Origin of the sequence: Kitasatospora sp. NPDC127060 (assembly GCF_042724935.1) — a bacterium.
In the GTDB taxonomy this organism is placed as follows: domain Bacteria; phylum Actinomycetota; class Actinomycetes; order Streptomycetales; family Streptomycetaceae; genus Kitasatospora.
In genome coordinates, this window is record NZ_JBHXEG010000011.1 from 106,995 (window position 1) to 128,683 (window position 21,689).

The 21,689-nt window shown below is 73.4% G+C and carries 16 protein-coding genes; 5 read left to right on the forward strand and 11 right to left on the reverse strand.

Going from position 1 to position 21,689, the window contains the following annotated elements; all coding sequences use genetic code 11:
- Position 1: 1 nt before the first annotated feature.
- From ACFWIS_RS09620 to ACFWIS_RS09635, 4 genes are all read right to left on the reverse strand, one after another.
- The gene (locus ACFWIS_RS09620; protein WP_380451948.1) at positions 2–3,085 is read right to left on the reverse strand and encodes an FAD-binding and (Fe-S)-binding domain-containing protein; all 3,084 of its coding nucleotides are present in this window, start codon (positions 3,083–3,085) and stop codon (positions 2–4) included.
- Between the two features lie 3 nt (positions 3,086–3,088).
- A complete protein-coding gene (locus ACFWIS_RS09625) occupies positions 3,089–4,876 on the reverse strand; it encodes a thiamine pyrophosphate-requiring protein (RefSeq protein ID WP_380451946.1) in 1,788 nt (595 codons plus the stop codon).
- Between the two features lie 210 nt (positions 4,877–5,086).
- The gene (locus ACFWIS_RS09630; RefSeq protein WP_380451944.1) at positions 5,087–5,431 is read right to left on the reverse strand and encodes a hypothetical protein; all 345 of its coding nucleotides are present in this window, start codon (positions 5,429–5,431) and stop codon (positions 5,087–5,089) included.
- Positions 5,432–5,650: 219 nt separating this feature from the next.
- Positions 5,651–6,361 (reverse strand): HNH endonuclease, encoded by a 711-nt coding sequence (locus tag ACFWIS_RS09635; RefSeq protein ID WP_380451942.1) that lies wholly within the window; start codon positions 6,359–6,361, stop codon positions 5,651–5,653.
- A 143-nt stretch (positions 6,362–6,504) separates the two neighbouring features.
- Between ACFWIS_RS09635 and ACFWIS_RS09640 the strand changes: the two genes are divergently transcribed.
- On the forward strand, positions 6,505–9,633 hold the full coding sequence (locus ACFWIS_RS09640; protein WP_380451940.1) for an ATP-binding protein: 3,129 nt from the start codon (positions 6,505–6,507) through the stop codon (positions 9,631–9,633).
- 51 nt (positions 9,634–9,684) lie between these two features.
- Here ACFWIS_RS09640 and ACFWIS_RS09645 read toward each other — a convergent pair whose 3' ends face one another.
- Positions 9,685–10,932 (reverse strand): cytochrome P450, encoded by a 1,248-nt coding sequence (locus ACFWIS_RS09645; protein WP_380451938.1) that lies wholly within the window; start codon positions 10,930–10,932, stop codon positions 9,685–9,687.
- A 215-nt stretch (positions 10,933–11,147) separates the two neighbouring features.
- Here ACFWIS_RS09645 and ACFWIS_RS09650 point away from each other — a divergent pair, with 215 nt between their 5' ends.
- Both ACFWIS_RS09650 and ACFWIS_RS09655 read left to right on the forward strand, forming a co-directional pair.
- Positions 11,148–12,089 (forward strand): TIGR01777 family oxidoreductase, encoded by a 942-nt coding sequence (locus tag ACFWIS_RS09650; protein WP_380451936.1) that lies wholly within the window; start codon positions 11,148–11,150, stop codon positions 12,087–12,089.
- 138 nt (positions 12,090–12,227) lie between these two features.
- Entirely contained in the window at positions 12,228–13,073 is an 846-nt protein-coding gene (locus tag ACFWIS_RS09655) for a hypothetical protein (protein WP_380451935.1), read from the forward strand.
- On the opposite strand, the gene ACFWIS_RS09660 is transcribed toward ACFWIS_RS09655, so the two are convergent.
- Complete coding sequence (locus tag ACFWIS_RS09660; protein WP_380451933.1) at positions 13,070–13,504, reverse strand: SRPBCC family protein; 435 nt, start codon at positions 13,502–13,504, stop codon at positions 13,070–13,072. The genes ACFWIS_RS09655 and ACFWIS_RS09660 overlap by 4 nt on opposite strands.
- A 163-nt stretch (positions 13,505–13,667) precedes the next feature.
- Positions 13,668–14,774: a Rieske 2Fe-2S domain-containing protein gene (locus ACFWIS_RS09665; protein WP_380451931.1), complete on the reverse strand. Its 1,107-nt coding sequence runs from the start codon at positions 14,772–14,774 to the stop codon at positions 13,668–13,670.
- 237 nt (positions 14,775–15,011) lie between these two features.
- Here ACFWIS_RS09665 and ACFWIS_RS09670 point away from each other — a divergent pair, with 237 nt between their 5' ends.
- The gene (locus ACFWIS_RS09670) at positions 15,012–16,649 is read left to right on the forward strand and encodes an alpha/beta hydrolase (protein WP_380451929.1); all 1,638 of its coding nucleotides are present in this window, start codon (positions 15,012–15,014) and stop codon (positions 16,647–16,649) included.
- A 7-nt stretch (positions 16,650–16,656) separates the two neighbouring features.
- Here the strand turns inward: ACFWIS_RS09670 and ACFWIS_RS09675 are convergent, their stop codons facing one another.
- The 3 genes from ACFWIS_RS09675 to ACFWIS_RS09685 all read right to left on the reverse strand — a co-directional run bounded on the left by ACFWIS_RS09675 (position 16,657) and on the right by ACFWIS_RS09685 (position 19,224).
- A complete protein-coding gene (locus ACFWIS_RS09675; RefSeq protein WP_380451927.1) occupies positions 16,657–18,153 on the reverse strand; it encodes an MFS transporter in 1,497 nt (498 codons plus the stop codon).
- 107 nt (positions 18,154–18,260) lie between these two features.
- A complete protein-coding gene (locus tag ACFWIS_RS09680) occupies positions 18,261–18,674 on the reverse strand; it encodes a hypothetical protein (protein WP_380451925.1) in 414 nt (137 codons plus the stop codon).
- 136 nt (positions 18,675–18,810) lie between these two features.
- Positions 18,811–19,224 carry a hypothetical protein gene (locus ACFWIS_RS09685; protein WP_380451923.1) on the reverse strand — a complete coding sequence of 138 codons (414 nt, stop codon included), beginning with the start codon at positions 19,222–19,224 and terminating at the stop codon, positions 18,811–18,813.
- A gap of 648 nt (positions 19,225–19,872) precedes the next feature.
- Here ACFWIS_RS09685 and ACFWIS_RS09690 point away from each other — a divergent pair.
- Positions 19,873–20,232, forward strand: coding sequence for a hypothetical protein (locus ACFWIS_RS09690; protein WP_380451921.1), 360 nt, complete (start codon positions 19,873–19,875; stop codon positions 20,230–20,232).
- Positions 20,233–20,339: 107 nt separating this feature from the next.
- Here the strand turns inward: ACFWIS_RS09690 and ACFWIS_RS09695 are convergent, their stop codons facing one another.
- Entirely contained in the window at positions 20,340–21,668 is a 1,329-nt protein-coding gene (locus ACFWIS_RS09695; RefSeq protein ID WP_380451919.1) for a M64 family metallopeptidase, read from the reverse strand.
- Positions 21,669–21,689: the final 21 nt, after the last annotated feature.

Consider the following 21,689-nt stretch of genomic DNA (forward strand, 5'->3'; position numbering starts at 1 on the left):
TCTACCTCCTGCGGGAAGGGTGGCTCCTACGGGACCGGTGGCGGTGCCGTGCGGCGAGGACCGCTCCTGCCGCCAGCCCCGCCGCCGCGCCGGCCAGGCCGGTGGTGAGCAGCCTGGCCGCCGCCGGGCGCGGTCGCGGGCGGGCGACGGCCGACTCCGGGTGGGAGGCGGGCAGCGGCCCGGCCAGGGCCAGGGCGAGGGCTTCGGCCAGGTGCACGGCGGTGCGGCCGGTGTCGGCCTGGTCGATCTGGGTGCGGCAGCTGAATCCGTCGGCCAGCACGAGGGAACTCGACGGGGTGTCGCGAACGGCGGGCAGGACGCCCTGCTCGGCGATGGCCTGTGACAGGTCGTAGTGGCCCTGTTCGAAACCGAAGTTGCCGGCCAGGCCGCAGCAGCCTTCGTCGAGGATCCTCGCGTCCAGGCCCGCGCGGTCCATCAGTTGGCGGTCCGCCCCGGTGCCGAGGGCGGCGTGCTGGTGGCAGTGGGTCTGCACGGTCGCCGCCCGGTCGAGCCGAGGTGGCTGCCATCCGTCCGGGGCGTGGTGGACGAGTTGTTCGGCGAAGGTGCGCGTCCGGGCCGCGAGCCGGGCGATGTCCTGGTCGCCGGCGAGCAGGTTCGGGGCGTCGTCCCGGAAGACCGCGGTGCACGAGGGTTCGAGGCCGATGATCGGGGTTCCGGCTTCCAGCCACGGACGCAGGACCCGCGTGGTGCGGTGCAGGACGCGGCGGGCGGTGGCGAGCTGCCCGGTGGAGATCCAGGTCAGACCGCAGCACACCGGCTCCTCGGGGACGGCGACGCGGAAGCCGGCGTCCTCCAGCACCTGGACGGCCGCTCGGGCGATGTGGGGGTGGAAGCGGTTGGTGAAGGTGTCCGGCCACAGCAGTACGGTGCGCGGATCACCCGGGTCGGGTTGCGGCCGACCGGCGCGGCGCCGGCCCTCCTGGAACGACTCCGGCGCGAAGAGCGGTGCGGTGCGGCGCGGGTCGATCCCGGCCAGCGTCTTCCCGATCCGGCCGATGACCGGGGCGTGCAGGGCGGAGTTCGCCAGTCGGGGTGCGGCCTGGGCGAGTCCGGCCCACAGCGGGAGCCAGCCCATCGCGTAGTGGGCGGCCGGCCGGAGCCGGCCCTGGTAGTGGTGGGCGAGGAACTCGGCCTTGTAGGTGGCCATGTCGACGCCGACCGGGCAGTCGGACTTGCAGCCCTTGCAGGCCAGGCACAGGTCGAGCGCGTCGCGGACCTCGGTGGAGCGCCACCCGCCGGTGACCGGGGAGTCGTCGTGGCCGCCCAGCATCTCGAACAGCAGCCGGGCCCGGCCGCGGGTGGAGTGCTCCTCCTCCTGCGTGGCCCGGTACGAGGGGCACATCACGCCGCCCTGGTGGGTGCGGCAGTTGCCGATGCCGACGCAGCGCAGCACCGCCTGGCCGAAGTCGTGGTCGTCGTCGGGATACGCGAAGTGCGTCTGCTGCGGCTGGGGCCGCCAGTCGACCCCCAGGCGCAGGTTGTCGTCGACGCGGTGGGGGTGGACGACCTTGCCGGGGTTCATCCGGTTGCCCGGGTCGAACAGCGCCTTCACCTCGCCCATCGCCTCGACGAGTGCGGGGGTGAACATGCGGGGCAGCAGTTCGCCGCGGGCCTGCCCGTCGCCGTGCTCGCCGGACAGCGAGCCGCCGTAGGAGGCGACCAGGTCGGCGGCGTCGAAGAGGAACGACCGGAACGCCTCGACGCCCTTGCCGTCGCGCAGTTCGAACGGGATCCGGGTGTGCACACAGCCCTGCCCGAAGTGCCCGTACAGGGAGGCCTGTTGGTAGCCGTACCGGTCGAACAGGCGCTCAAGGTCGCGCAGGTAGGCGCCGAGCTTCTCCGGGGCGACCGCGGAGTCCTCCCAGCCCTCCCAGGTCTCGGAGCCGTCCGGCGGGCGGGCGGTCACGCCCAGGCCCGCCTCGCGGGCCTTCAGCATCTCCTGCTCGCGCGCGGGGTCGTCCGAGAGCACCACCCGCGGGTCGTCCTCGTCGCGGCCGATCGCCCGCAACAGCGCGTACCCCTGCGCGTCCGCCTCCTCCTTCGTGTCACCGGTGAACTGGAGCAGCAGCCAACTGTCGCCCTCGGGCAGCCGTTCCAGGGAGTCGAGGTAGGCGTGCTCCTCGCGCATCAGCTGGGCCATCCGCCCGTCGATGGCCTCCAACTGGGAGGGCCGGCTGTGCTCCAGGAGCCGGGGCACGGCGTCGGCGGCGGTGTAGATGTCGTCGAACCCGAGGACCAGCAGTGCCTCGGCGGCCGGCACCTGGACCAGCTCCAGCTCGGCTCGCAGGACCGTGACCAGGGTGCCCTCGCTGCCGACCAGGGCCCGGGCGACGTCGAAGCCGTTCTCCGGCAGCAGGGAGTCCAGGTTGTAGCCCGAGACCCGGCGCGGGATCTTCGGATAGCCCGTGCGGATCTCGGCCAGGTGGCGGGCCACGATGTGCCGCAGCCCCTGGTAGAGCCTTGCGGTGGGGCCGCCGTCGGCCACGATCCGCCCGAACTCCTCCTCGCCGGTCGGTCCGGCCCAGAACCGGATGCCCTCGTAGGTGAGGACTTCCAGGCGGCGGACGTTGTCGGCGGTCTTGCCGTAGGCCTGCGCGGACGCCCCGCAGCTGTTGTTGCCGATCATCCCGCCCAGCGCGCAGTGCGTGTGCGTGGACGGTTTAGGTCCGAACTTCAGCTTGTGCGGGGCGAGTTGCCGGTTGAGCTGGTCCAGGACGATGCCTGGCTCGACCACGCAGGTCCGCGCCTCGGTGTCAACCGAGAGCAGGCGGTTGCAGTACTTGGTCCAGTCGATGACCACGGCCTCGTTCGTGCACTGCCCCCCGAGGCTGGTGCCACCGCCCCGGGACAGCAGCGGCGCGCCGAACCGGGAGCACACGGCGACCGCCGCCGCGCCGGCCTCGACGGTGCGCGGGACGACCACGCCGAGCGGGACCTGCCGGTAGTTCGAGCCGTCGGTCGCGTACGCGCCGCGGCTGCCCGCGTCGAATCGGACCTCGCCGTCCACCTCGGTCCGGAGCGCCCGCTCCAGCGCGGCCAGATCGACGTCCTGATGGCCGGTCATCGGTCAGTTCCCGCCGTTGCCGGGCAGGAACTCCTGGACCTTGGCCTTCACCCCTTGCCGGAGGACGGAGCCCCGGTCGCTGTCGCCCTTGAGGACGGACAGGGCGGCGGCCTTGATCTGGTCCCAGGTCGCGTGCGGCGGGATCGGCGGCACCGCGGGGTCGGTACGGAAGTCGATCACGAACGGTCGGTCCGCCGAGAGCGCCTGGCTCCAGGCCGGCCCCACGTCCTCCGGGCGCTCCACCCGGCGTCCGTGCAGCCCGAACAACTGGGCGACGTCGGCGTAGCGCACATCCGGCAGGCTCTGGGACGGCTCGAACTGCGGGGCGCCCTGCATCGCCCGCATCTCCCAGGTCACCTGGTTCAGGTCGTGGTTGTTCAGCACCGCCACCACCAGGCGCGGATCGGACCACTCCCGGTAGTACTTCGCGGCGGTGATCAGCTCGGTCAGGCCGTTCATCTGCATCGCGCCGTCGCCGACGATCGCGATCGCGGGCCGGTCCGGGTGGGCGAACTTCGCGCCGATCACGTACGGCACCCCGGGCCCCATGGTGGCCAGCGTCCCCGACAGCGAGCCGCGCATCCCGTCGCGGAACCGCAGGTGGCGGGCGTACCAGTTGGCCGCCGAGCCGGAGTCCGCGGCCACGATCGCGTTCTCGGGCAGCAGCGAGTCCAGGGCGTGGACGACGTACTCCGGGTTGATCGGGTCCGCGGACACCTCGGCGCGGCGCTGCATCACCTCCCACCAGCGGGCACTGTTGTCCTCGACGGTCTTGCGCCAGGTGCCGTCCGACTTCGGCTCCAGCAGCGGGATCAGCCGCCGCAGCGTCTCGACGGCGTCCCCGACGAGGTTGACCTCGAACGGGTAGCGCAAGCCCACCATGGACGGGTCCAGGTCGACCTGCACCGCCCGCGCCTGGCCGAACTCGGGCAGGAACTGGGTGTACGGGAAGCTGGAGCCCACCACCAGCAGGGTGTCGCAGTCGCGCATCATCTCGTACGACGCGCGGGTGCCGAGGAGCCCGATCGAGCCGGTGACGTACGGCAGGGTGTCGGGCAGAGCGTCCTTGCCGAGCAGCGCCTTCGCCACCCCGGCGCCGAGCAGGTCGGCGATCTGCTCGACCTCGGCGCGGGCGTGCCGGGCGCCCTGGCCGATCAGCATGGCCACCTTCTCGCCCGCGTTGAGGACCTCCGCCGCCCTCGCGAGATCGTCCTCGGCGGGGACGGGCGCGTAGTGGGGGAGGCCGAGGCTGGAGGGGACCTGCTTGAACGTGTGGGCCGGGGGCTCGTAGTCGAGTTCCTGCACGTCGGCCGGGATGACCACCGCGGTGACGGTGCGCCGCGTGGCCGCGATGCGCATCGCCCGGTCCAGCACGTTGGGCAGCTGGGCGGGGACGGTGACCATCTCGCAGTACTCCGAGGCCACGTCCTTGTACAGGCTGACGAGGTCGACCTCCTGCTGGTAGGAGCCGCCCATGGCGCTGCGGTCCGTCTGCCCGACGACCGCCACGACCGGGACGTGGTCGAGCTTGGCGTCGTACAGTCCGTTGAGCAGGTGGATCGCCCCCGGCCCGGACGTCGCCGCGCACACCCCGGTGCGGCCGGAGAACTTGGCGTACCCGACGGCCTGGAAGGCGGCCATCTCCTCGTGCCGCGCCTGGATGAACCGGGGCCGGTCCTCGGCCCGGCCCCAAGCGGCCAGCAGGCCGTTGATCCCGTCGCCCGGGTAGGCGAAGACGTGCTCCACCCCCCAGTCGCGCAGGCGCTCCAGCACGTAGTCGGAAACCTTCATCGCCGAACTCCTCCACGTTTCGGACCGGGTTCATCGGGCGCCGGACGGGCCCAGGCATGCGGCTAACCGCTGGCGCCTCGATGAAACCGTCACCTCGCCGGGCATTTCAGGCGGAACCACCCCGGGCATGCCGGCCGCCGCGCGCCGCTCAGCCGGGCGCCGGGTGTCAACGGGCCGGGATTCCGGCCGCCCACCCGTTCCGGGCTCCGGTCAGGGACGGTCCTCGTGGTGTCCGCACAGCCAGGCCAGCGCCTGGTAGGCACCGAGGGCGTACGCGGCGTCCGCGCTCGCTCGCAGGGCGTCGCGCAGGCGGACGGCGGCGGCCTGGTGCTCGGCGAGCAGCTGTGCGCGGCACGGTCCGGCGGCGCCGAGCGCCGCGGCGGCGGTGACGGGCGCCGCCACCTGGGCCCCGGCGGCCCACCGGTAGGCCCCCAGGACGCCGTGGTCGAAACCGGTCCACGGCTGCGGGCGGCGGTTGGCAGCCTCGATCGCGTCGAACACCTCGTCCAGCGGGCGCACCCCTACGGCCGGGATGGCCGTCTCGTCACTGGTCATGACCGCAACATACGCTCACCCGCCGCCGCCCGCCGCTGGGCGTGACGACCGGCCCTGGGGCCACGGGGGGCGCGTCCGTCGAGCCGGGCGATCGGGTGAACCACCGCCCGGCTGCGGCGCGAGGGCACCACGAGGTCTACGGCCTCGTCGGCGGCGACACCGCTCGGGCCGCCGCCCTGGCGGAGTGACCGGCACGGTGTGCCGACACCCCTGGGGCGGCTACGGCCGGCGCTGGGTGGGGATGGTGCGGCGGGCGAGGTGATCGCGGATCAGCCTGGCGGTCAGATCCCCTTCGGAGAGGCCGGCTTCGTAGGCCGCGCGCGCGAAGTGGGTGCGGTCGTCCGGGGCGAGGATCACGGCACTGATGGTGGTGGCGTCCGGGTGTCGCCAGCCGCAACACATGTGCCGCCGGCAGGTGTCCGCGTCGTCCGGTCCCACGTTCGGTGTCGTCCAGGGTTTGAACGGATACCGGGCCAGCATCGCCTCGCAGTCGCTGAGGTGTTCCCACATCTCCTCCTTGTTCCGGTGCCGGATCGCTCCGAAGTGGTGCCGGAACCAGTCGCGGCGGTCGGCGTCCCGGATCCGGCGCCTGACCTTCTCCAGCCGGTCCTCGAAACCGAGGATCATGCGCATGGGCATCATCCGGGTGTCGAAGCCCACCTCGGGGCGGTCTCGGTGGAGCTTCTGGTCGGTCAGCCACTGTCGGGCGGTGCGCTTGGCCTTCCAGTCGTTGCACGGCTTGCACGCCGGGATGAAGTTCCACCAGACGTCCGCGCCCTCGTCGGCCACCGGCTCCTCGTGGTCCAGGGTCGTCGCGGTGCTGATCGCGCAGTAGGCGCAGATGCCGTCGTTGGCGGTGATCGTCGCCAGCCAGACGTAGGTGTGCTGGGTGCGCCGTGTGCCGCGGCGAACGGTTGCCTCAGGGGCCATCGGTGGTTCCTCCGATCCGATCCGGTGCTGGGAGGACGGAGGCTATGCGGCGGCACTGACAATGCTCCGTATGGAGACCGTTTCTGTTCGGAAACATGCGAACTGGCCCGTGGGTGGCTGTTCCTGATCGCTAGGCTGGCCGGGTGACGATCGAGCTGCGGGTGCTGTCCACGGTTTCCTATCGCGGTGAGGAGGTCACCGCGCCCGGGGTACGGGGGCTGGTGGCGCTGCTCGCGGCGGACGTCCGGGGAGGCTGCGCCAGCGGGCGGTTGATCGAGGGGTTGTGGCCGGGGGAGGGGCCGGAGCGGCCGGGGAAGGCGCTGCAGGTGCTGGTGTCGCGGGCCCGGGGCCGCTACGGGGCGCAGCTGATCGCCAGTACGCCGACGGGGTACCGGCTGGGCCTGGGCGAGGAGCGGGTGGACGCCGCGGCGGTGCTGCTGCACGCGGCGGCGGCCGTGGAGAAGGGCCGGGCCGGGGACCACGCCGGGGCGTTGGCGGAGGCCGATGCGGGGCTGGAGCTGTGGGGCGGGTCGGGGGAGTGGGACGAGCCCGGCGGGGCGGATCCGGTGGCGGCGCTGCGCGCCGAACGGGCGGGCACCCGGCGGGCGTTGCGCCGGGGGCGGGCGCTCGCGCTGGCCCGGACCGGCCGGTGCGCGGAGGCCGCCGAGGCGCTCGCGGTGGAGGCGGCCGCCCACCCCCGGGACGAGGAGGTGCTGCTCGAACTGCTGCGCTGCGAGGCCCGTACGGGCGGGGCGGCCGCCGCGCTCGACCGGTACGACCGCTACCGGCGCGGCCTGCGGGAGGCGCTCGGCACCGACCCGGGGCCGGAACTGCGCCAGCTGCACCAGGAGTTGCTGCATAGCGAGCAGGCCCCGGTGCGGCGCGGGGTGCCGCACGAGCCCAATGAGCTGCTCGGTCGGGACGCCGATCGCGCGGCCGTGGCGCAACTGCTGCGCAGCGCCCGGGTGGTGTCGGTGGTCGGCCCCGGTGGGCTGGGGAAGACCAGGGTGGCGGCCGCGGTGGCCAGGGATGCTCCGCAGCGGGTGGTGCACCTGGTGGCGCTGGCCGGGGTGTCGGCCGACGAGGAGGTGTCCGGGGCGGTGGCGGAGGCCCTCGGCGCGCCGGATCCGGCCGGGACGGCCGCCGTGCTCGGCCCCGGCCCGGCACTGCTGGTGCTGGACAACTGCGAGCACGTGGTGCGCGGCGTGGCCGAGCTGGTGCACGGCCTGGTTGCCGCGGGCCGGGAGCTGCGGGTGCTCACCACCAGCCGGACGCCGCTCGGCGTCTCCGCCGAATCCGTCTATCTGCTGCCGGAGTTGGACACCGCGAGCACCGTCGAGTTGTTCACCCGGCGAGCCCGCGCGGCCCGGCCCGACGTGGAACTGCCACCCGGCCCGGTCGCCGGACTCTGCGCCCGGCTGGACGGGCTGCCGCTCGCCGTCGAACTGGCCGCGGCGCGGGTGCGGGTGATGTCGGTGGCCGAGATCGCCGCCCGGCTGGCGGACCGCTTCGGCCTGCTGCGCGGCGGGCCCCGGGATGCTCCGCAGCGCCACCGCACCCTGCAGGCGGTGGTCGACTGGAGCTGGAATCTGCTCGCGCCGGACGGTCGGGCGGCACTGCGTGCCCTGTCCGTCTTCCCCGGTGGCTTCACCGTCGAGGCCGCCGAAGTGCTCCTGAACGGACACCTGCCGGACGGCGGCGACGCCCTGGCGGTGCTGGAGGACCTGGTGGACCAGTCGCTCCTGCGGCTGACCGACACCCCGACCGGCGGCCGGTTCCGGATGCTGGAGACCGTCCGAGAGTTCGGCGTCACGCAGCGTGCCGCGGCGGGGGAGGAGGAGGTGGTCACCCGCCGGTTCCTCGCCTGGGCAAGGGAGTTCGGCCTCGCCCGGCACGACGGCCCGTTCGGCCCGGAGGCCACCGCGGCGTGGCGGCTGATCCGGGCCGACCAGGAGAACCTGACCCGCGCGCTCCGACTGGCCCTCGCCGCCGGGGACTCGGACACCGTCGCAGCCACCGCGGCCGTGCTCGCCGCCCTGTGGACCACGGAGGGCAACCACGTCCGGCTGTCTTCCCTGGCCGAGGAGGCCGGCGGGCCGGTGTCCAGGCTGCGCCACGGTCCCGAACTGCGCGAGACAATAAGGACGTTGACCGCGCTGAGCGCCGTCAACACCCTGCTCACCGCCGGCAGCGGGGTCACCCCCGGGGTCGGCGCGCTGCGGCTGCTCGCGACGCTGCGCCGACTGGCGCCGGCCGCGCCGGACACCCCGGTGCGGGCGATCGCCGCCGTCCTGGCGGCCGTCCCCGACCCACTGGGCTCGGACGGAACGGCGCTGGAGGCCCTGCGCGCCGATCCGGCGCCGCTGGCGACGGCCGTCGCCGAGGCGGCGCTGGGCTACCGCTGGGAGGGCCGGCAGCAGGTGGAGCGGGCGATCGCCTCGACCCGGCGCACCCTCGCGGTGTTCGACCCGCTGCCGGTGCCCTGGCTGCGGGTGTTCGCCCTCGCCCGACTCGGCGAGCTGCACCTGCTGGGCGAGCAGGGTGAGCAGGCGGTGCCGCTGCTGCGGGAGGCGGTCCGGACGCTGGACGAACTCGGCGACTGGAACGACATGCTGGGCCTGCGCTGGGGCCTGGCTATCGGCAGTCTGCAGGCGGGGGACCTGGAAGGCGCGGAGTACTGGCTGGCGCTGGCGGTGCGCCACCGCGCGGAGGACGCCGTCGACCTGCTCTCCCCGGAGCTGGGGGTACGGGCCGAACTCGCTCTCGCCCGGGGCGAGAGCGAGCCGGGGCTCGCGTTGTGGCGCCGGGCCACCACGCTGCTCGCCGAGGCCGCGGACCCGCTCACCGACCGCGCCTGGGCGCTGGAACTGGAGGCGGCCTGCGTGGCCGCGCACGCCCGGCACGGGCGGCTCGACCGGGTGGCGTCGCTGGTGGCCGCGCTACGGGTCGAGCTGATCGGGCTGCTGGAGCGCCGGACGGCTCCGCCGGACGGCCCACTTGCCGGGACGCTGCTGCTGGCGCTCGGCCTGGCCGCCCTCGACGACGCGGCCCGGACCGGCGATCCCGCGCGCATCCGGGCCGGGGTGCGGATGGTGGCGCTGAGCGAACGGTTCGGCTGCTCCCGCAGCTTCCAGCCGACGATGGGCTCGGCCGCCGCCCGCCGGGACGCCGAACGGGCCGATCCGGCGGGGTACGAGCGGGCGGTCGCCGGGTACGCGCCGCTGGACCGGGCCGGGCTGGTGGCCGAGGCGCTCGCCTCGGCCCGGTCCTGACCGGCCCGCGGTTGCGGGAGCGCGGAGTCCACAGCCGGATCGGTGCGGAGTTCACAGCTGGATCGGCAGGGCCAGCAGGTGGAAACCGTCACCCGGCCAGTGGCCGAACTCCAGCTCCTCCCGGCGGACCGCGAGCGCCGCTTCGGGCCGCTGGACCAGCACCTGATCCAGCACCACGGAGGTGACCAGTCGGCCGAGCGCCGCGCCCAGGCAGTAGTGGGCGCCGTGGCCGAACGCGAGGTGGCCGTCCCCGCGCCCGAACTCCCGCTCGATGTCCAGGCGTTCGGGCGCCTCGCCGTACTCCCGGGGGTCGTGGTCGGCGGCCAGCAGGGCGACGGTGACCGGATCGCCGGTGCGCAGCGCCGTTCCGGCGAACTCGAAGTCCTCGGTGGCGTAGAGGGTGGCGCCGATCCGCACCAGGGTGACGTAGCGCAGCAGTTCGGGGACGGCCCGCTCCAGCAGCTCGGGCTCGTCGCGCAGCCGGGCCAGCTGGTCCGGGTGGTCGAAGAGGGCGAGCAGGCCGTGGGCGAGGAAGAGTGCGGGCGGGGTGATGCCGGTGTTGATCAGCAGGACCACGATGGACACCAGGTCGTCCTCGTCGAGGGGCTGCTCGCCCTCGCGGGTGCCGTGGACGAGGGTGGAGATCAGGTCCTCGGTGGGGTGGGCGCGGCGGCGGGCGATCAGCTCCTTGACGTAGTCGACGATGCCGGCCAGGCCGTCCACCATCCCGGTGCCGTCGCCGTACGCGAGGTCGCGGATCCAGTCGCAGACCCGGGTGCGGTCCTCGGTCTCCACTCCGACCAGCTCACAGATCACGTGGGTGCTCAGCGGGTAGGCGAACTCGGCCAGCAGATCGGCCGGCCGGTCGCGCCCGGCGAGTTCGGTGAGCAGCTCGGCGGCGGTGCGCTCGGTGAACCCGCGCAGGGCGGCGATCCGCCGGGCGGTGAAGGCGCGGGTGAGCGGGGCCCGGCGGCGGGCGTGCTCCTCGCCGTCGAACAGCGCGAGGTGACCGGAGAGGTACTTGGCGTACTCGGGGGGAAAGGCGTCGAAGGCGGCGGCCTGCAGTTCGTCCTGCGGGTCGGACTCGGCCCGGACGGTGGCGATGGCGGTGCGGTCCCGGACCAGGCGGGGTTCGGTGAGCGCGGCCTTGACGTCCAGGTGGCGGGTGACCAGCCGGACCGGGGTCTCCAGCCCGGGTAGCACGACCCGGGGCAGCTCGTCCTGATCGCGGAAGGCGGCGTAGGCGCCGACCGGGTCCTCGATCTGCTCGGGGGTCAGGTGCACGGGGGTGGTGGTCATGTCGGGCCTCTCTCCGGTGGGTCGGGCTCTCTGCGGTCTCTCGGCGGTCTCTTTGCGACGGACATGAGTGTGCCGGGGCGCGCTCTCAACGCGCTCTCAACGCGGTTGCAGGGCAGTTGCAGGGCGGTTTCAGGTCCGACGGGCACTCGGCGGAGACTGAATTGAACGCGTTCAATTAGTCGGCTAGGCTCGAAGCGGAAAGTGAGGGGGAACTCATGAAGATCGTCATCCCCGGTGGCTCCGGCGCGCTCGGGCAACTGCTCGACCGCACCCTGACGGCCGCCGGCCACCAGGTCGTGGTGCTCAGCCGGCGGCCCGCCGGGCCCCGACAGGTCGGCTGGGACGGCCGCACCCAGGGTGCCTGGACGGCGGAGGTCGACGGCAGCGACGTCGTCGTCAACCTGGCCGGGCGCAGCGTCAACTGCCGCTACACGGAGCTGAATCAGCGGTCCATGATGGATTCCCGGGTGCACTCCGCCCGGGCCGTCGGCCAGGCCGTCGCCGCCGCCCGCAGGCCCCCTGCCGTCTGGCTGCAGATGAGCACCGCCACCGTCTACGCCCACCGCCACGACGCGCCCAACGACGAACTGGACGGCCGGATCGGCGGCGACGAGCCGGACGCCCCGGCCTCCTGGCGGTACAGCGTCGACATCGCCCGGGCCTGGGAGGGTGCCCAGGCCGAGGCCGACACCCCGGACACCCGCCGCCTCGCGCTGCGCACCGCCGTCGTGCTCGGGCCCGAACGCGGAGGCGCCCTCGACTCGCTGTCCTGGCTGGCCCGGCTCGGCGTCGGCGGGCCGATCGCGGGCGGCGCGCAGTACGTGTCCTGGATCCACGAGCGGGACTTCGCCCGCGCCGTCGCGTTCCTGATCGAACACCAGGAGCTGAGCGGCCCGGTCAACCTCGCGGCCCCGAACCCGCTGCCCCAGCGGGAGTTCATGCGCGAACTGCGGGCCTGCTGGGGCATGCCGCTGGCCCTGCCCGCGACCCGCTGGATGGCCGAACTGGGGGCGTTCGCGCTCCGCTCGGAGAGCGAACTGCTACTGAAGAGCCGCCGGGTGGTGCCCGGCCGGCTGCGGGCGGCGGGCTTCGCCTTCGAGTACCCGGACTGGCCACCGGCCGCGCGTGACCTAGTGCGCCGCCTGCGCGGGCGGTAGCGGGCGGTAGCGGGCGGCCGGGATCCCCGGCTGCGGGCCGAGGGGCGTCACGGGGCTGTCACAGCCGGGCGCCGGAGCTTGCCCGGGCCGGGGCCGGAACGGGACGGTGGGGGCGGTCTCGGGGAAGGGGACACGGGAATGCGCACGGTGCGGTTGGCGTCGATGCAGCTGCGGAGCGATCGGGCCGGTGTCGGCGTCGTGGTGGCGGTCGGTACGGGGATCTCCCTGGCCGGCGGCGAGGCCATCGACCCCCTGGGGGCCCTCCTGGTCGGGATCGCGGCGGGCGCCGCCGCGCTGTTGGCGACGCCGTACGCCTTCTGGCTGCGGGCGGATGAGCGCGGCGTCACGCTGGTCCGGTACCTGCTGCCGCGCCGCTTCGCCTGGTCCGAACTCCACGGGCTGGCACTGGAGTTCGGTGAGGAGGTGGAGACCGACCGCCGCCACGTCACCCTGCGGCTGTGGTTGGCCCGGCCGCCGGGGCGGTTCCGCGGGCCGCTCCTCGGCAAGGTCCCGGTCACCGACGATGACATGCCGGCGGGTGTGCCGCCCCGGTCCATGGCGGAGCTGTTCGCGCTGTTCGGGGAGCGCGGACTGCCCGTCGAGCAGCCGCAGTTCGCGAACGAGGTGCTCCGGGTGCGCGGCCTGCCGCTACTGCCGCCGTTGCCCGAGTGGGTCTCGCCCGGGGAGGGGCCGCCCGTGCCGGATCGGGCCTACGCGGACGCGCCGGGCATCGAGGAGGAGGCCCGCCGGGTCCAGGCACTGGGTGCGGACGCAGGCCGGCGGGCCCGGCTGCGGCGCGAGTACCTGCTGCGCCACGCGGCGCTGAGCGACCGGGTGTTCCTGCGGGACGGGGACGGTCTGGCCCTGGCGATCGCCCTGCGGGCGGCGGAGCAGCTGGTCGAGCACGACCGGGTCACCGTGAAGGGCGACCAGCGCCACTACGTGCGCAGGCAGTACCTGAGCTGGCGCGCCCTCAATCCCTAGGATCCAGCGGGCGGGGCGGCCAGCAGGTGGTCCAGCACCCGCCCGAACACCAGCCGCCCGGCCGCCGCCACCAGCGGGTCGAACCGCCGGGGCAGGCCGGTGATCCGCAGTTCCTCGGCCCAGACCACCGCGCTGCCCGCACCCACCGGGCGGACGGTCAGTTCGGCGCCGCCGCGCACCACCCGGCCGCGCTTGACCAGCCGGCACCGGGTGGGGGCAGCCAGCTCCACCAGCTCCATCGGATCGTCGAAGCACAGCGGCCCGAGGGCCGTGCGGGCCAGGATGACGTCCCCCTGGCGCCGCCCGGTGCCGCGCACCACGCTCACCCGGGTGAACGGCACCCGGTCGCCGTGCCGGGGCCAGGCGGTGAGCCGGGCCCAGCAGTCGGCGGGCGGCAGCGGGGTGCGGCGGGTCAGGACGAAACGGGCCATACTGCAGCCTAACCAGGCGGGCCGTGCCGCTGCCCGACGAGGCGGCCGCGGCGCCCCCGGCAGCGGTGCCGGCGCACCGTCGTCGACGGCCCGCCAGCTCCGGCAAGTGGGGCCGCCGGTGCGGTGGCCCGGGCCCTGTCCGGCAAGATCGGCCGGACCGGGCCTAGTGACGCGAGCCGATGCCGTCCGGGGTCTGCCGACCGCGCCGGTCGGCCAGGGCGGCCGGCGCCGGCAGGTGCTCCAGGTGGTCCGGCGGGTAGAACTGCCGGGCCCAGTGCCGCATGGCGCCGATCGGTCCGTCGCCGGCGGCGAGCCGCGGCCGGGAGAGGTACCTCTTGGTGGACCAGATCGGGAAGTCGTCCGTGGTGAACTCGGTGCTGTGGCGGAAGATCGGACCGGCCAGCAGCCTGGTCACCGTACGGCTGACCGCCCGGGCGACCACCGGCGGCAGACCGGCCGGTTCCGCGAGGGCGAAGCGGCCGGCCTGGCGCAGCTGCATCCGGGCGGGGGAGACCTGGGTGGCCATCACCAGCGAGCAGATCTGCAGGCCGAGCGAGCGGGTGTGGACGTCGGTGTGCAGCGCCGCGAGGCCGTAGCCGTCCACCTCGACCTCCACCTCGCGCATTCCGACCAGCGGGAACTTCTCCCGTGCCAGCATCGTGAGGTGGAAGCGCGGCCCGTCGAACTCTACGGGGCCCGCCAACTCGCCCTGCGGCCAGCCGTGCAGGGTGATGAAGTGGCCCAGGTCGAAGGAGTTCTCCATGACGTCCTGGGCGTAGCCGGGCATCTCGACGGAGGTGTGGCGCAGCGGCTGGTCCGCCAGGACGTGCCAGGCGGGGATCTCCCAGTCCGGCTCCCGGCCGTCGTGGTGGCGCCAGACGAAGACCGTCCCGTTCACCTCGCGCAGCGGCAGCGGGGACAGCTCGGCCTTGGGCGGTGGGGTGCCGTAGCCGGTCCGTACGCAGCGGCCGTCGGGGTCGAAGGCGAACCGGTGGAAGGGGCAGACCAGGTCGCCGCCCTGGACCTCGGCGAGCCCGAGGTGGGCGCCCAGGTGCGGGCAGTACGGGCGGACGGCGCGCAGCCGGCCGTCCCGCAGCCGGTACAGCACCACGTCCTCGCCGGCCAGTTGGCGGGTGAGGACCGTGCCGGGCCCGAGTTCGGCGGAGAACGCGAGCGCGGCCCAGCCGTCGGGGTAGGGCAGGGCCGGTGGCAGCGCGACGTCGCCCGGGGTCGGGCGGGAGCTGACGGGATGGACGTGCTGGTGGGACACGCGGTTGGGCCCTCCTGTCGGTCTGCCCGGCGCCGTCCTGCCAGGCGTTCGGCGTCCGAACAGAGTGGATTCCAGATGCTAGTCATGGATTGGGGTCTTTTGCATGGTCAATCCCCTTAAGGTGGTATAGGTCTGATGATCTGTCAGATGAGCTGGATGTCCGCGCCAGAGTCAAAGCTTGGTAAAGTCCGGCTTGACCCCTGGATGTGCCATTGCACATGTCACATCATGCTCACCATGAGAAAAGCCATCGCCCTCCTCGCGGCCGCCGCAGCCGTGGCCACCCTCGGCGGGATCGTCGGCCCGGCCTCCGCCACCGAGCCCGACACCCCCGACCTGGTCGACACCGGCCAGGGCAAGCTGGTCTGGAGCTCGTGCAACGACGCCACGACCCCGGCGCTCCAGTGCGCCATGCTCGACGTGCCGGTTGACTACGCGGACCCGCACGGCCGCACGATCAAGATCAAGCTCAACCGGTTGCCCGCCACCGCCCCCAGGGACAAGCAGCAGGGCCCGATCCTGCTCAACCCCGGCGGCCCCGGCGACTCCGGGCTCTGGATGCCCGCCTACATCTCCGGAAGCATCCCGGCGGACGTCGCCTCCACCTACGACTGGATCGGCTTCGACCCGCGCGGCACCAACGGCAGCGACCCCCATGTCATCTGCGACGCCCACTACTTCGACGCCGAGCGCCCCGACTACCAGCTGAGTCAGGGGACTTCGAAGGCCTGGTTGAAGAAGGCGGCCGGCTACGCCGCCGACTGCGCGGCCGACTGGTCCTGGCTGCTGCCGCACATGACCACCGTCGACAACGCCCGCGACCTGGACAGCATCCGCCGGGCCCTCGGCGTACCGAAGATCAACTACTACGGCGGCTCCTGGGGCACCTCGCTCGGCTCGACCTACGGCCAGCTCTTCCCCTCGCACGTGCGCCGGATGGTTCTGGACAGCATCGTCGGCCCGACCATCAGCTGGTACGACCACAACGTGCTGCAGGACCAGGAACACCAGCGCCGCTTCGACGCCTTCACCGCCTGGGCCGCCAAGGCCGACTCCGTCTACCACCTGGGCACCGACGCCCCGTCCGTGGCGAAGGCCTACCAGCAGGTCGAGGACGCGCTGCGCAAGGAGCCGGTCGACGCCGCCCCGGCACCCGGGAAGGTCGGCCCCGCCGAGTTCGAGGACACCTTCTACGGCGGCGGCTACAACTTCCTGCGCTGGCCCCGGATGGCCACCGTGCTCTCCGCCTACCTCACCCAGCACGACACCCGGCCGCTGACCATCGCGTACAACAAGTACGCGGCCCCCGGCGCCGACGACGGGGCCTTCCCGGCGTACAACGCCGCCCAGTGCACCGAGAACGCCTGGCCGCGCGACTGGGAGCACTGGAAGAAGGACCAGGCCAAGGTCAACGCCACCGCGCCCTTCTATACCTATAACAACATGTGGTACAACGCCGCCTGCATGTTCTGGCCCTACCAGGGCAACCCGGCGGGCCGACTGAAGATCACCGGCAAGAACCTGCCCCCGGTCCTGCTCTTCCAGTCCACCGAGGACGCTGCCACCCCGTACCAGGGCGGCCTCGCCATGCACGACGCGCTGCCGAGCTCCAAGCTCGTGGTCCAGAACGGCGGCAGCTTCCACGAGATCCTGTTCCACGGCAACGCCTGCCTGGACGACACCTTCACCGCCTACCTGCGAGACGGCAGCCTGCCCCAGGGCAAGGGACGCATCGCCAAGACCTGCGCCCCCGAGGACGACCCGGCGCCGGTGTACGTCACCCCGCCGCCCGCCACCACCAAGGCGCTCACGGCCGCCGGGACCGCCCCGCTCGCGCCCACCGACCCCGAGGCCGTCCGGGGGGTGCTGCGCTAGACCCGCCTCAGGAGTCCCTTGACGCGGTGACGGCGCTGAGCGGCGCAGCCAGCGACTCCAGGCTGCGCCGCTCCGCCGGTACGCCGATCGCCGCCTCGACCAGGCCGGCGGCCGTCATCAGCGCCGCGCCGATGCAGAAGGCGAGCGTGGTGTCGGACACCTCGCCGCTGCTCACCAGGCCGTTGAAGAGCAGCGGGCCGCTGATGCCGCCGACGGCGGTGCCGATCGCGTAGAAGAAGGCGATGGACAGCGCCCTGGTCTCCAGCGGGAAGATCTCGCTGACCGTCAGGTAGGCCGCGCTGGCCCCGGCCGAGGCGAGGAACAGCACGGCCGTCCAGCACGCCGTCATGGAGGCGGCGGAGAGCGAGCCGCGCTGGAAGAGCGCGGCGGTGGCGAAGAGCAGCAGGCCGGAGCCGATGTACGTGCCGGCGATCATCGGCTTGCGGCCGCGCGAGTCGAAGAGGTGGCCGAGGAGCAGCGGGCCGAGGAAGTTGCCGACCGCGATCACCGCGAAGTAGTAGCCGGTGTCGCCCTCCGGCACGGCGAAGTAGGTGGTCAGGATGGTCGCGTAACCGAAGGTCACCGCGTTGTAGAGGAAGGCCTGGCCGATGAAGAGGGCCAGGCCGAGCGTGGTGCGGCGGGGGTAGCGGGCGATCACCGTGCGCAGGATCACGCCGAAGCCGAGCGGCTCGCGCTCGCGGATCAGGATCGGCTCACCGGTGACCGGAGGCAGCGGCCGGCCGGTCTCCTGTTCGATCGCCTGCTCCGCCTCGGCCACCACCTGCTCGGCCTCCGGCGCCCGCCCGTGGGTGAACAGCCAACGCGGGCTTTCCGGGACGTGCCGGCGCACCAGCAGGATCACCAGCCCCAGCACCACCCCGATGCCGAAGGCGAGTCGCCAGCCGAGGTCCGTCGCGAACAGCGAGGTGTTGAGCAGCGCGATCGAGGCGAAGGCGCCGACCGCGGCACCGACCCAGAAGCTGCCGTTGATGATCAGGTCGACCCGGCCGCGCACCCTGGCCGGGATCAGCTCGTCGATCGCGGAGTTGATCGCCGCGTACTCGCCGCCGATCCCGAAGCCGGTGAAGAAGCGGCACAGGAAGAAGAACCAGGCCGTCCAGGACAGCGAGGTGACGGCGGTGGCGGCAAGGTAGACGGCGAGGGTGACCATGAACAGCTTCTTGCGGCCGAGCCGGTCGGTCAGCCACCCGAAGAACAGTGCCCCGGTACAGGCACCGGCCACGTAGACGGCGGCGGCGACCGTGGTCACCTGACTGGTGGTGATCGAGATGCCGCTGCCGTCCTGGGCCAGTCGGCCCGCCATGTTGCCGACGATCGTCACCTCCAGGCCGTCCAGGATCCAGACGGTGCCCAGGCCGATCACGATCCGCCAGTGCCAGCGGGACCAGGGCAGCCGGTCCAGCCGGGCGGGCACGTCGGTGGCGATCACCCCGGGCTGGGTCTCCCGGTGATGGGGAGGGGCGGGCTTCGCCGGGTCGGTCATCACGGGCCTCCTTCGCCGGGTGGCATCCCGGTCGTCACGTACGGTGAACGGTGGCTGCTCCTTCGCCATGATGCCCCGGTGGCGGCCGGGGCGCCGCCCGGGCGGGGTCACTGGGAGTGGCAGAACATCCCGGTGGCGACCACGAACGGGACGGCCGTCAGCACCACGGCGAGGCCGGTGCGGACCGGCCCGCTGTGCTTCCAGCCCGCGAGCGTCAGCAGCACGCCGGCCGGCAGGAAGGCGACCAGGAACGGCAGGACCATCAGGAGGAACGGCACCGAGACCACGAACTCCAGACCGAGCAGGATCCCGCCGACGATCCGGCAGGTGCGGCGGAACCTCCACGGGTTGCGGTAGGAGAGCGGCAGTACGGTGAGCGCGACCAGCAGGCACCAGATCGCGATGAGCTCTCCGTTGAGGTGGCTGCCCGCCACCGCCAGGAGCGGCAGCCAGCTTGCCCCGGCCAGGGCGACGAGCCGCCACGGGCGGTCGGTGCGGGGCGGGTTCGGGCGGTCGTTCATGGTGTCCCCCCCCGGACATGACGGTGACGACGGCTGGAACGGTGGGGCCGTCCCCCCGGCGTGGTCAGCGGGCGTGGCTGGTGGCCGTGGCAGGTGGGCGTGGTCAGTGGACGTGGCCATTGGCCGGTGGGCGTGGTCAACGGGGTGGGAAGAGAGTCGTGAAGCCGGTCAGGACAGGGATGATCAGCAGCAGGGCGGCGAGCGTCCCGCGGGCCAGGGCGCCGTTCTTCCAGCCCGCGAGCAGCAGCAGGGGACCGGCCGGGAACAGGATGAGGACGAACGGCAGCGGGATCAGCAGGTACGGGGCGGCGAGAGCGATCTGGGTGCCGAGCACCAATGAGCCGACGGTCAGGCAGGTGCGGCGGAACCCCAACGGGTCCGCGATCACGAGCGGCAGGGCGTTGAGCGCCAGGCACAGGCCCCAGAGGGTGATGAGCCACCAGGCCGCGGTGGCGCCGATGAGTATCCAGGGCTGCACCCAGGTGGCGAGTGCGAACAACGCGATCAGCCAGGGCCGATCGGTTCGGAAGGCGAAGAGGCGTCCTGTCATCCGGTCCCCCCGGGAGCTTTGAACGGGTTCAAACTGAACACGTTCAAGCTACGCGCGGTGATGGGCCATCGGCAAATCCGCGGGCGGGGCAACGTAGACGCTCGCGCGTTGTGTGCGGGGGTCTGGTGGCGCTCACCCGTTCCCTGGTCCTGCACGGGCGCTCCAGTCGCTGAGCCTCAGGGCCGCTGAGTCGTCGGGCCCTCGGGCCTCGGGCCGCCGCGCCTCGGTCGTCGCGCCCTCCCGGTGCCCGTTCGCCTCGCGCGGGCGGGCATTTCGTACGTCGGGACCATCGGTGCATCCGCCCGGTAGCACCTGCCCGGCGCCGAACCGTCCGGTGGCGAACGGCCCGGTGCCGAACGGTCCGGTAGCGAACGGTCCGGTGGCGAACGGTCCGGTGGCGAACTGGCCGGCGGCGAACTGGCCGGCATCGCACCCTCCGCTTCCGGAAGCCCGTCGAGCCGCCCGGTGCGCCTGGGTGTGCGCCGGTGCGCCGGTCCGGTGCATGCGCTCAAGTAACTTGGTGAGACAGCGAGTTGGCGCTTTGCGGCGGCGTGGTGGAGCATGGGCGGAGCCCGGTCTGTTGCGGCGCGCTTGCGCCCGGCCGGGGCGGCACGCGTACGGCGAGAGGAGGCGGTTCCCGTGGATTCGGTGGCACGTCCGTTTCTGGTCCGGGGGAGGGCGGTTCCGCTGGCCAGGTACCTGGCGGAGGAGGAGATCGAGGGCCTGGTGGCATGCTCGTGCATCGGCAACGAGGTCACCATCGACCTCGCCGACACCCGGATCATGGTCAGCCTGGCCGATGCCGGCGACCGGGTGGGGCTCACCTTCCACATGGTCCAGGACGGCCCGGCCAAGGCCCGCTCCTGGACGCGCCGGATGCCGGGCGACACGGAGCCGAGGGAGCTCGCGGCGCGCATCGCCAGGGACGTCCGGACCCTGGAGCGCGAACTGGCCCCGCTGCGGCGTCGCCCCCCGGAGGACCGGCAGTGGCGCCGGCCGGTCACCTGACCGGGCCCGTCGGCCCCTCGACGTAACCTCCTCGGGCGGGTGGATCCGGCGGCCCGGGCCCGACGGCGGTCCGCCGTCGGGCCCGGTGCCGGATCTGACCGCCCCGGTTAGCGGGTCACCTGCCAGGACAGACTGCCCGTCAACTCGGCGCGCAGCGCCGGGTCCGCCACCGCCGGGGTCGGGTCGGTGGCGACGGCGGTGAGCAGGTGCGGGCGCGAGCGCGGGCCGGTGAGGTGGAGTGCGCCGAGGTCGAGGGCGGTGCGTCCGCGCAGTCGGGGCTGCTCGCGTCCGTCCAGGTACCAGCGCAGTTCGGTGCCGGGCACCGGCAGGTCGACGAGGAGCTGCTCGGCGGTGGTGAGCCAACTGCCGCTGGGGGTGGGGCTGGTGAGCGGGGTGGCGTGCCGGTAGAAGCCGGCGATCATCGCCTCCCGGCCGGGCAGGTTGAACTCGCGCCCGAGCGAGCGCATGATCGAGTTCTCGCTCGGCCGGTAGAGCCCCGTCGGGTAGTAGCCGCCGCCCTCGTAGCTGCCGATCGTCCCGCCGTCGGGCGAGGGCTGGCCGAGCCAGCGGGCCCACTTGGTGCCCTGGTCGCGCATCGGGTCGGCGGGGAGCGTGCTGAGGTTGGCCTCGGGCGGCTCGGTGCCTTGGTACGTGCCCTGGCCGTCGTAGGCGTACTCGTCGGCCAGTTTGCCCAGTGAGTGCCCGGTCTCGTGCACCGCTATCTGGCCGGACTTGGCGTTGCCGCCCGCGACGGTGGCGATGCCCTCGTAGCCGAGCGGGGACTTGATGTCGTTGTAGCCCGCGCCGCCGTACTTGGCGCTGTTCGCCACCACGATCACCAGGTCCGCCTGCGGGGCCTTGGCGGCGTAGCGGTCGACGGCCTTCTCGTCCAGGCAGAGTAGCCGTTCCACGCCGTCGCACCAGAAGTAGGAGCCGAGCGCGGTGTGCCGGACGGTGGTCTGGTCCGGGTCGCCGGTGACGCCTGACTCGGGCGAGACGGCGGACACCGCCCAGACGTTGAACAGCCGCTGGTAGTCGGCGTACGGTTCGACGGCGGTGATCTCGCGCCACTTCTCGGCGGCGTCGGTGCGGAACTTCCCCTGCTCCTGGGCGGAATAGCCGTCGCCGATCACCACCACGTCCAGTTTGGCGGCCGGGTCCCCGTTGCGGACCAGGGCGGTGACCTCGCCGTCGCCGTCGGCGCCGGGTGCGCTGAGACCGGCGGGCGGGGTGGCGAGGTAGGGGGAGGCGGCGGGCGCGGTGGCGCGGGAGATGGTGCCGTCCTCGGCGAAGGCCTCCACCTGATGCCGGAGCCCGGCCGCCGGGACGCTCCGGCCGTCCGGGGCCGGCGCGCTCCAGGCGGGGGCGGCGCCGAGGAGGGGCGCGGCGAGGGCGGCGGTCAGCAGGGCGGCCGCGGTTCTGGTTCTGGCGTGCACGGAGGTCCTCCCGGTGGGCGG

Bases quoted from the DNA above. Each gene is read 5' to 3' on its own strand.
- ACFWIS_RS09635 (WP_380451942.1), bottom strand. From the start codon at position 6,361: ATGGCCCCTGAGGCAACCGTTCGCCGCGGCACACGGCGCACCCAGCAC.
- ACFWIS_RS09645 (WP_380451938.1), bottom strand. From the start codon at position 10,932: ATGACCACCACCCCCGTGCACCTGACCCCCGAGCAGATCGAGGACCCG.
- ACFWIS_RS09660 (WP_380451933.1), bottom strand. From the start codon at position 13,504: ATGGCCCGTTTCGTCCTGACCCGCCGCACCCCGCTGCCGCCCGCCGAC.
- ACFWIS_RS09685 (WP_380451923.1), bottom strand. From the start codon at position 19,224: ATGACAGGACGCCTCTTCGCCTTCCGAACCGATCGGCCCTGGCTGATC.
- ACFWIS_RS09670 (WP_380451929.1), top strand. From the start codon at position 15,012: ATGAGAAAAGCCATCGCCCTCCTCGCGGCCGCCGCAGCCGTGGCCACC.
- ACFWIS_RS09620 (WP_380451948.1), bottom strand. From the start codon at position 3,085: ATGACCGGCCATCAGGACGTCGATCTGGCCGCGCTGGAGCGGGCGCTC.
- ACFWIS_RS09655 (WP_380451935.1), top strand. From the start codon at position 12,228: ATGCGCACGGTGCGGTTGGCGTCGATGCAGCTGCGGAGCGATCGGGCC.
- ACFWIS_RS09630 (WP_380451944.1), bottom strand. From the start codon at position 5,431: ATGACCAGTGACGAGACGGCCATCCCGGCCGTAGGGGTGCGCCCGCTG.
- ACFWIS_RS09680 (WP_380451925.1), bottom strand. From the start codon at position 18,674: ATGAACGACCGCCCGAACCCGCCCCGCACCGACCGCCCGTGGCGGCTC.
- ACFWIS_RS09650 (WP_380451936.1), top strand. From the start codon at position 11,148: ATGAAGATCGTCATCCCCGGTGGCTCCGGCGCGCTCGGGCAACTGCTC.
- ACFWIS_RS09675 (WP_380451927.1), bottom strand. From the start codon at position 18,153: ATGACCGACCCGGCGAAGCCCGCCCCTCCCCATCACCGGGAGACCCAG.
- ACFWIS_RS09625 (WP_380451946.1), bottom strand. From the start codon at position 4,876: ATGAAGGTTTCCGACTACGTGCTGGAGCGCCTGCGCGACTGGGGGGTG.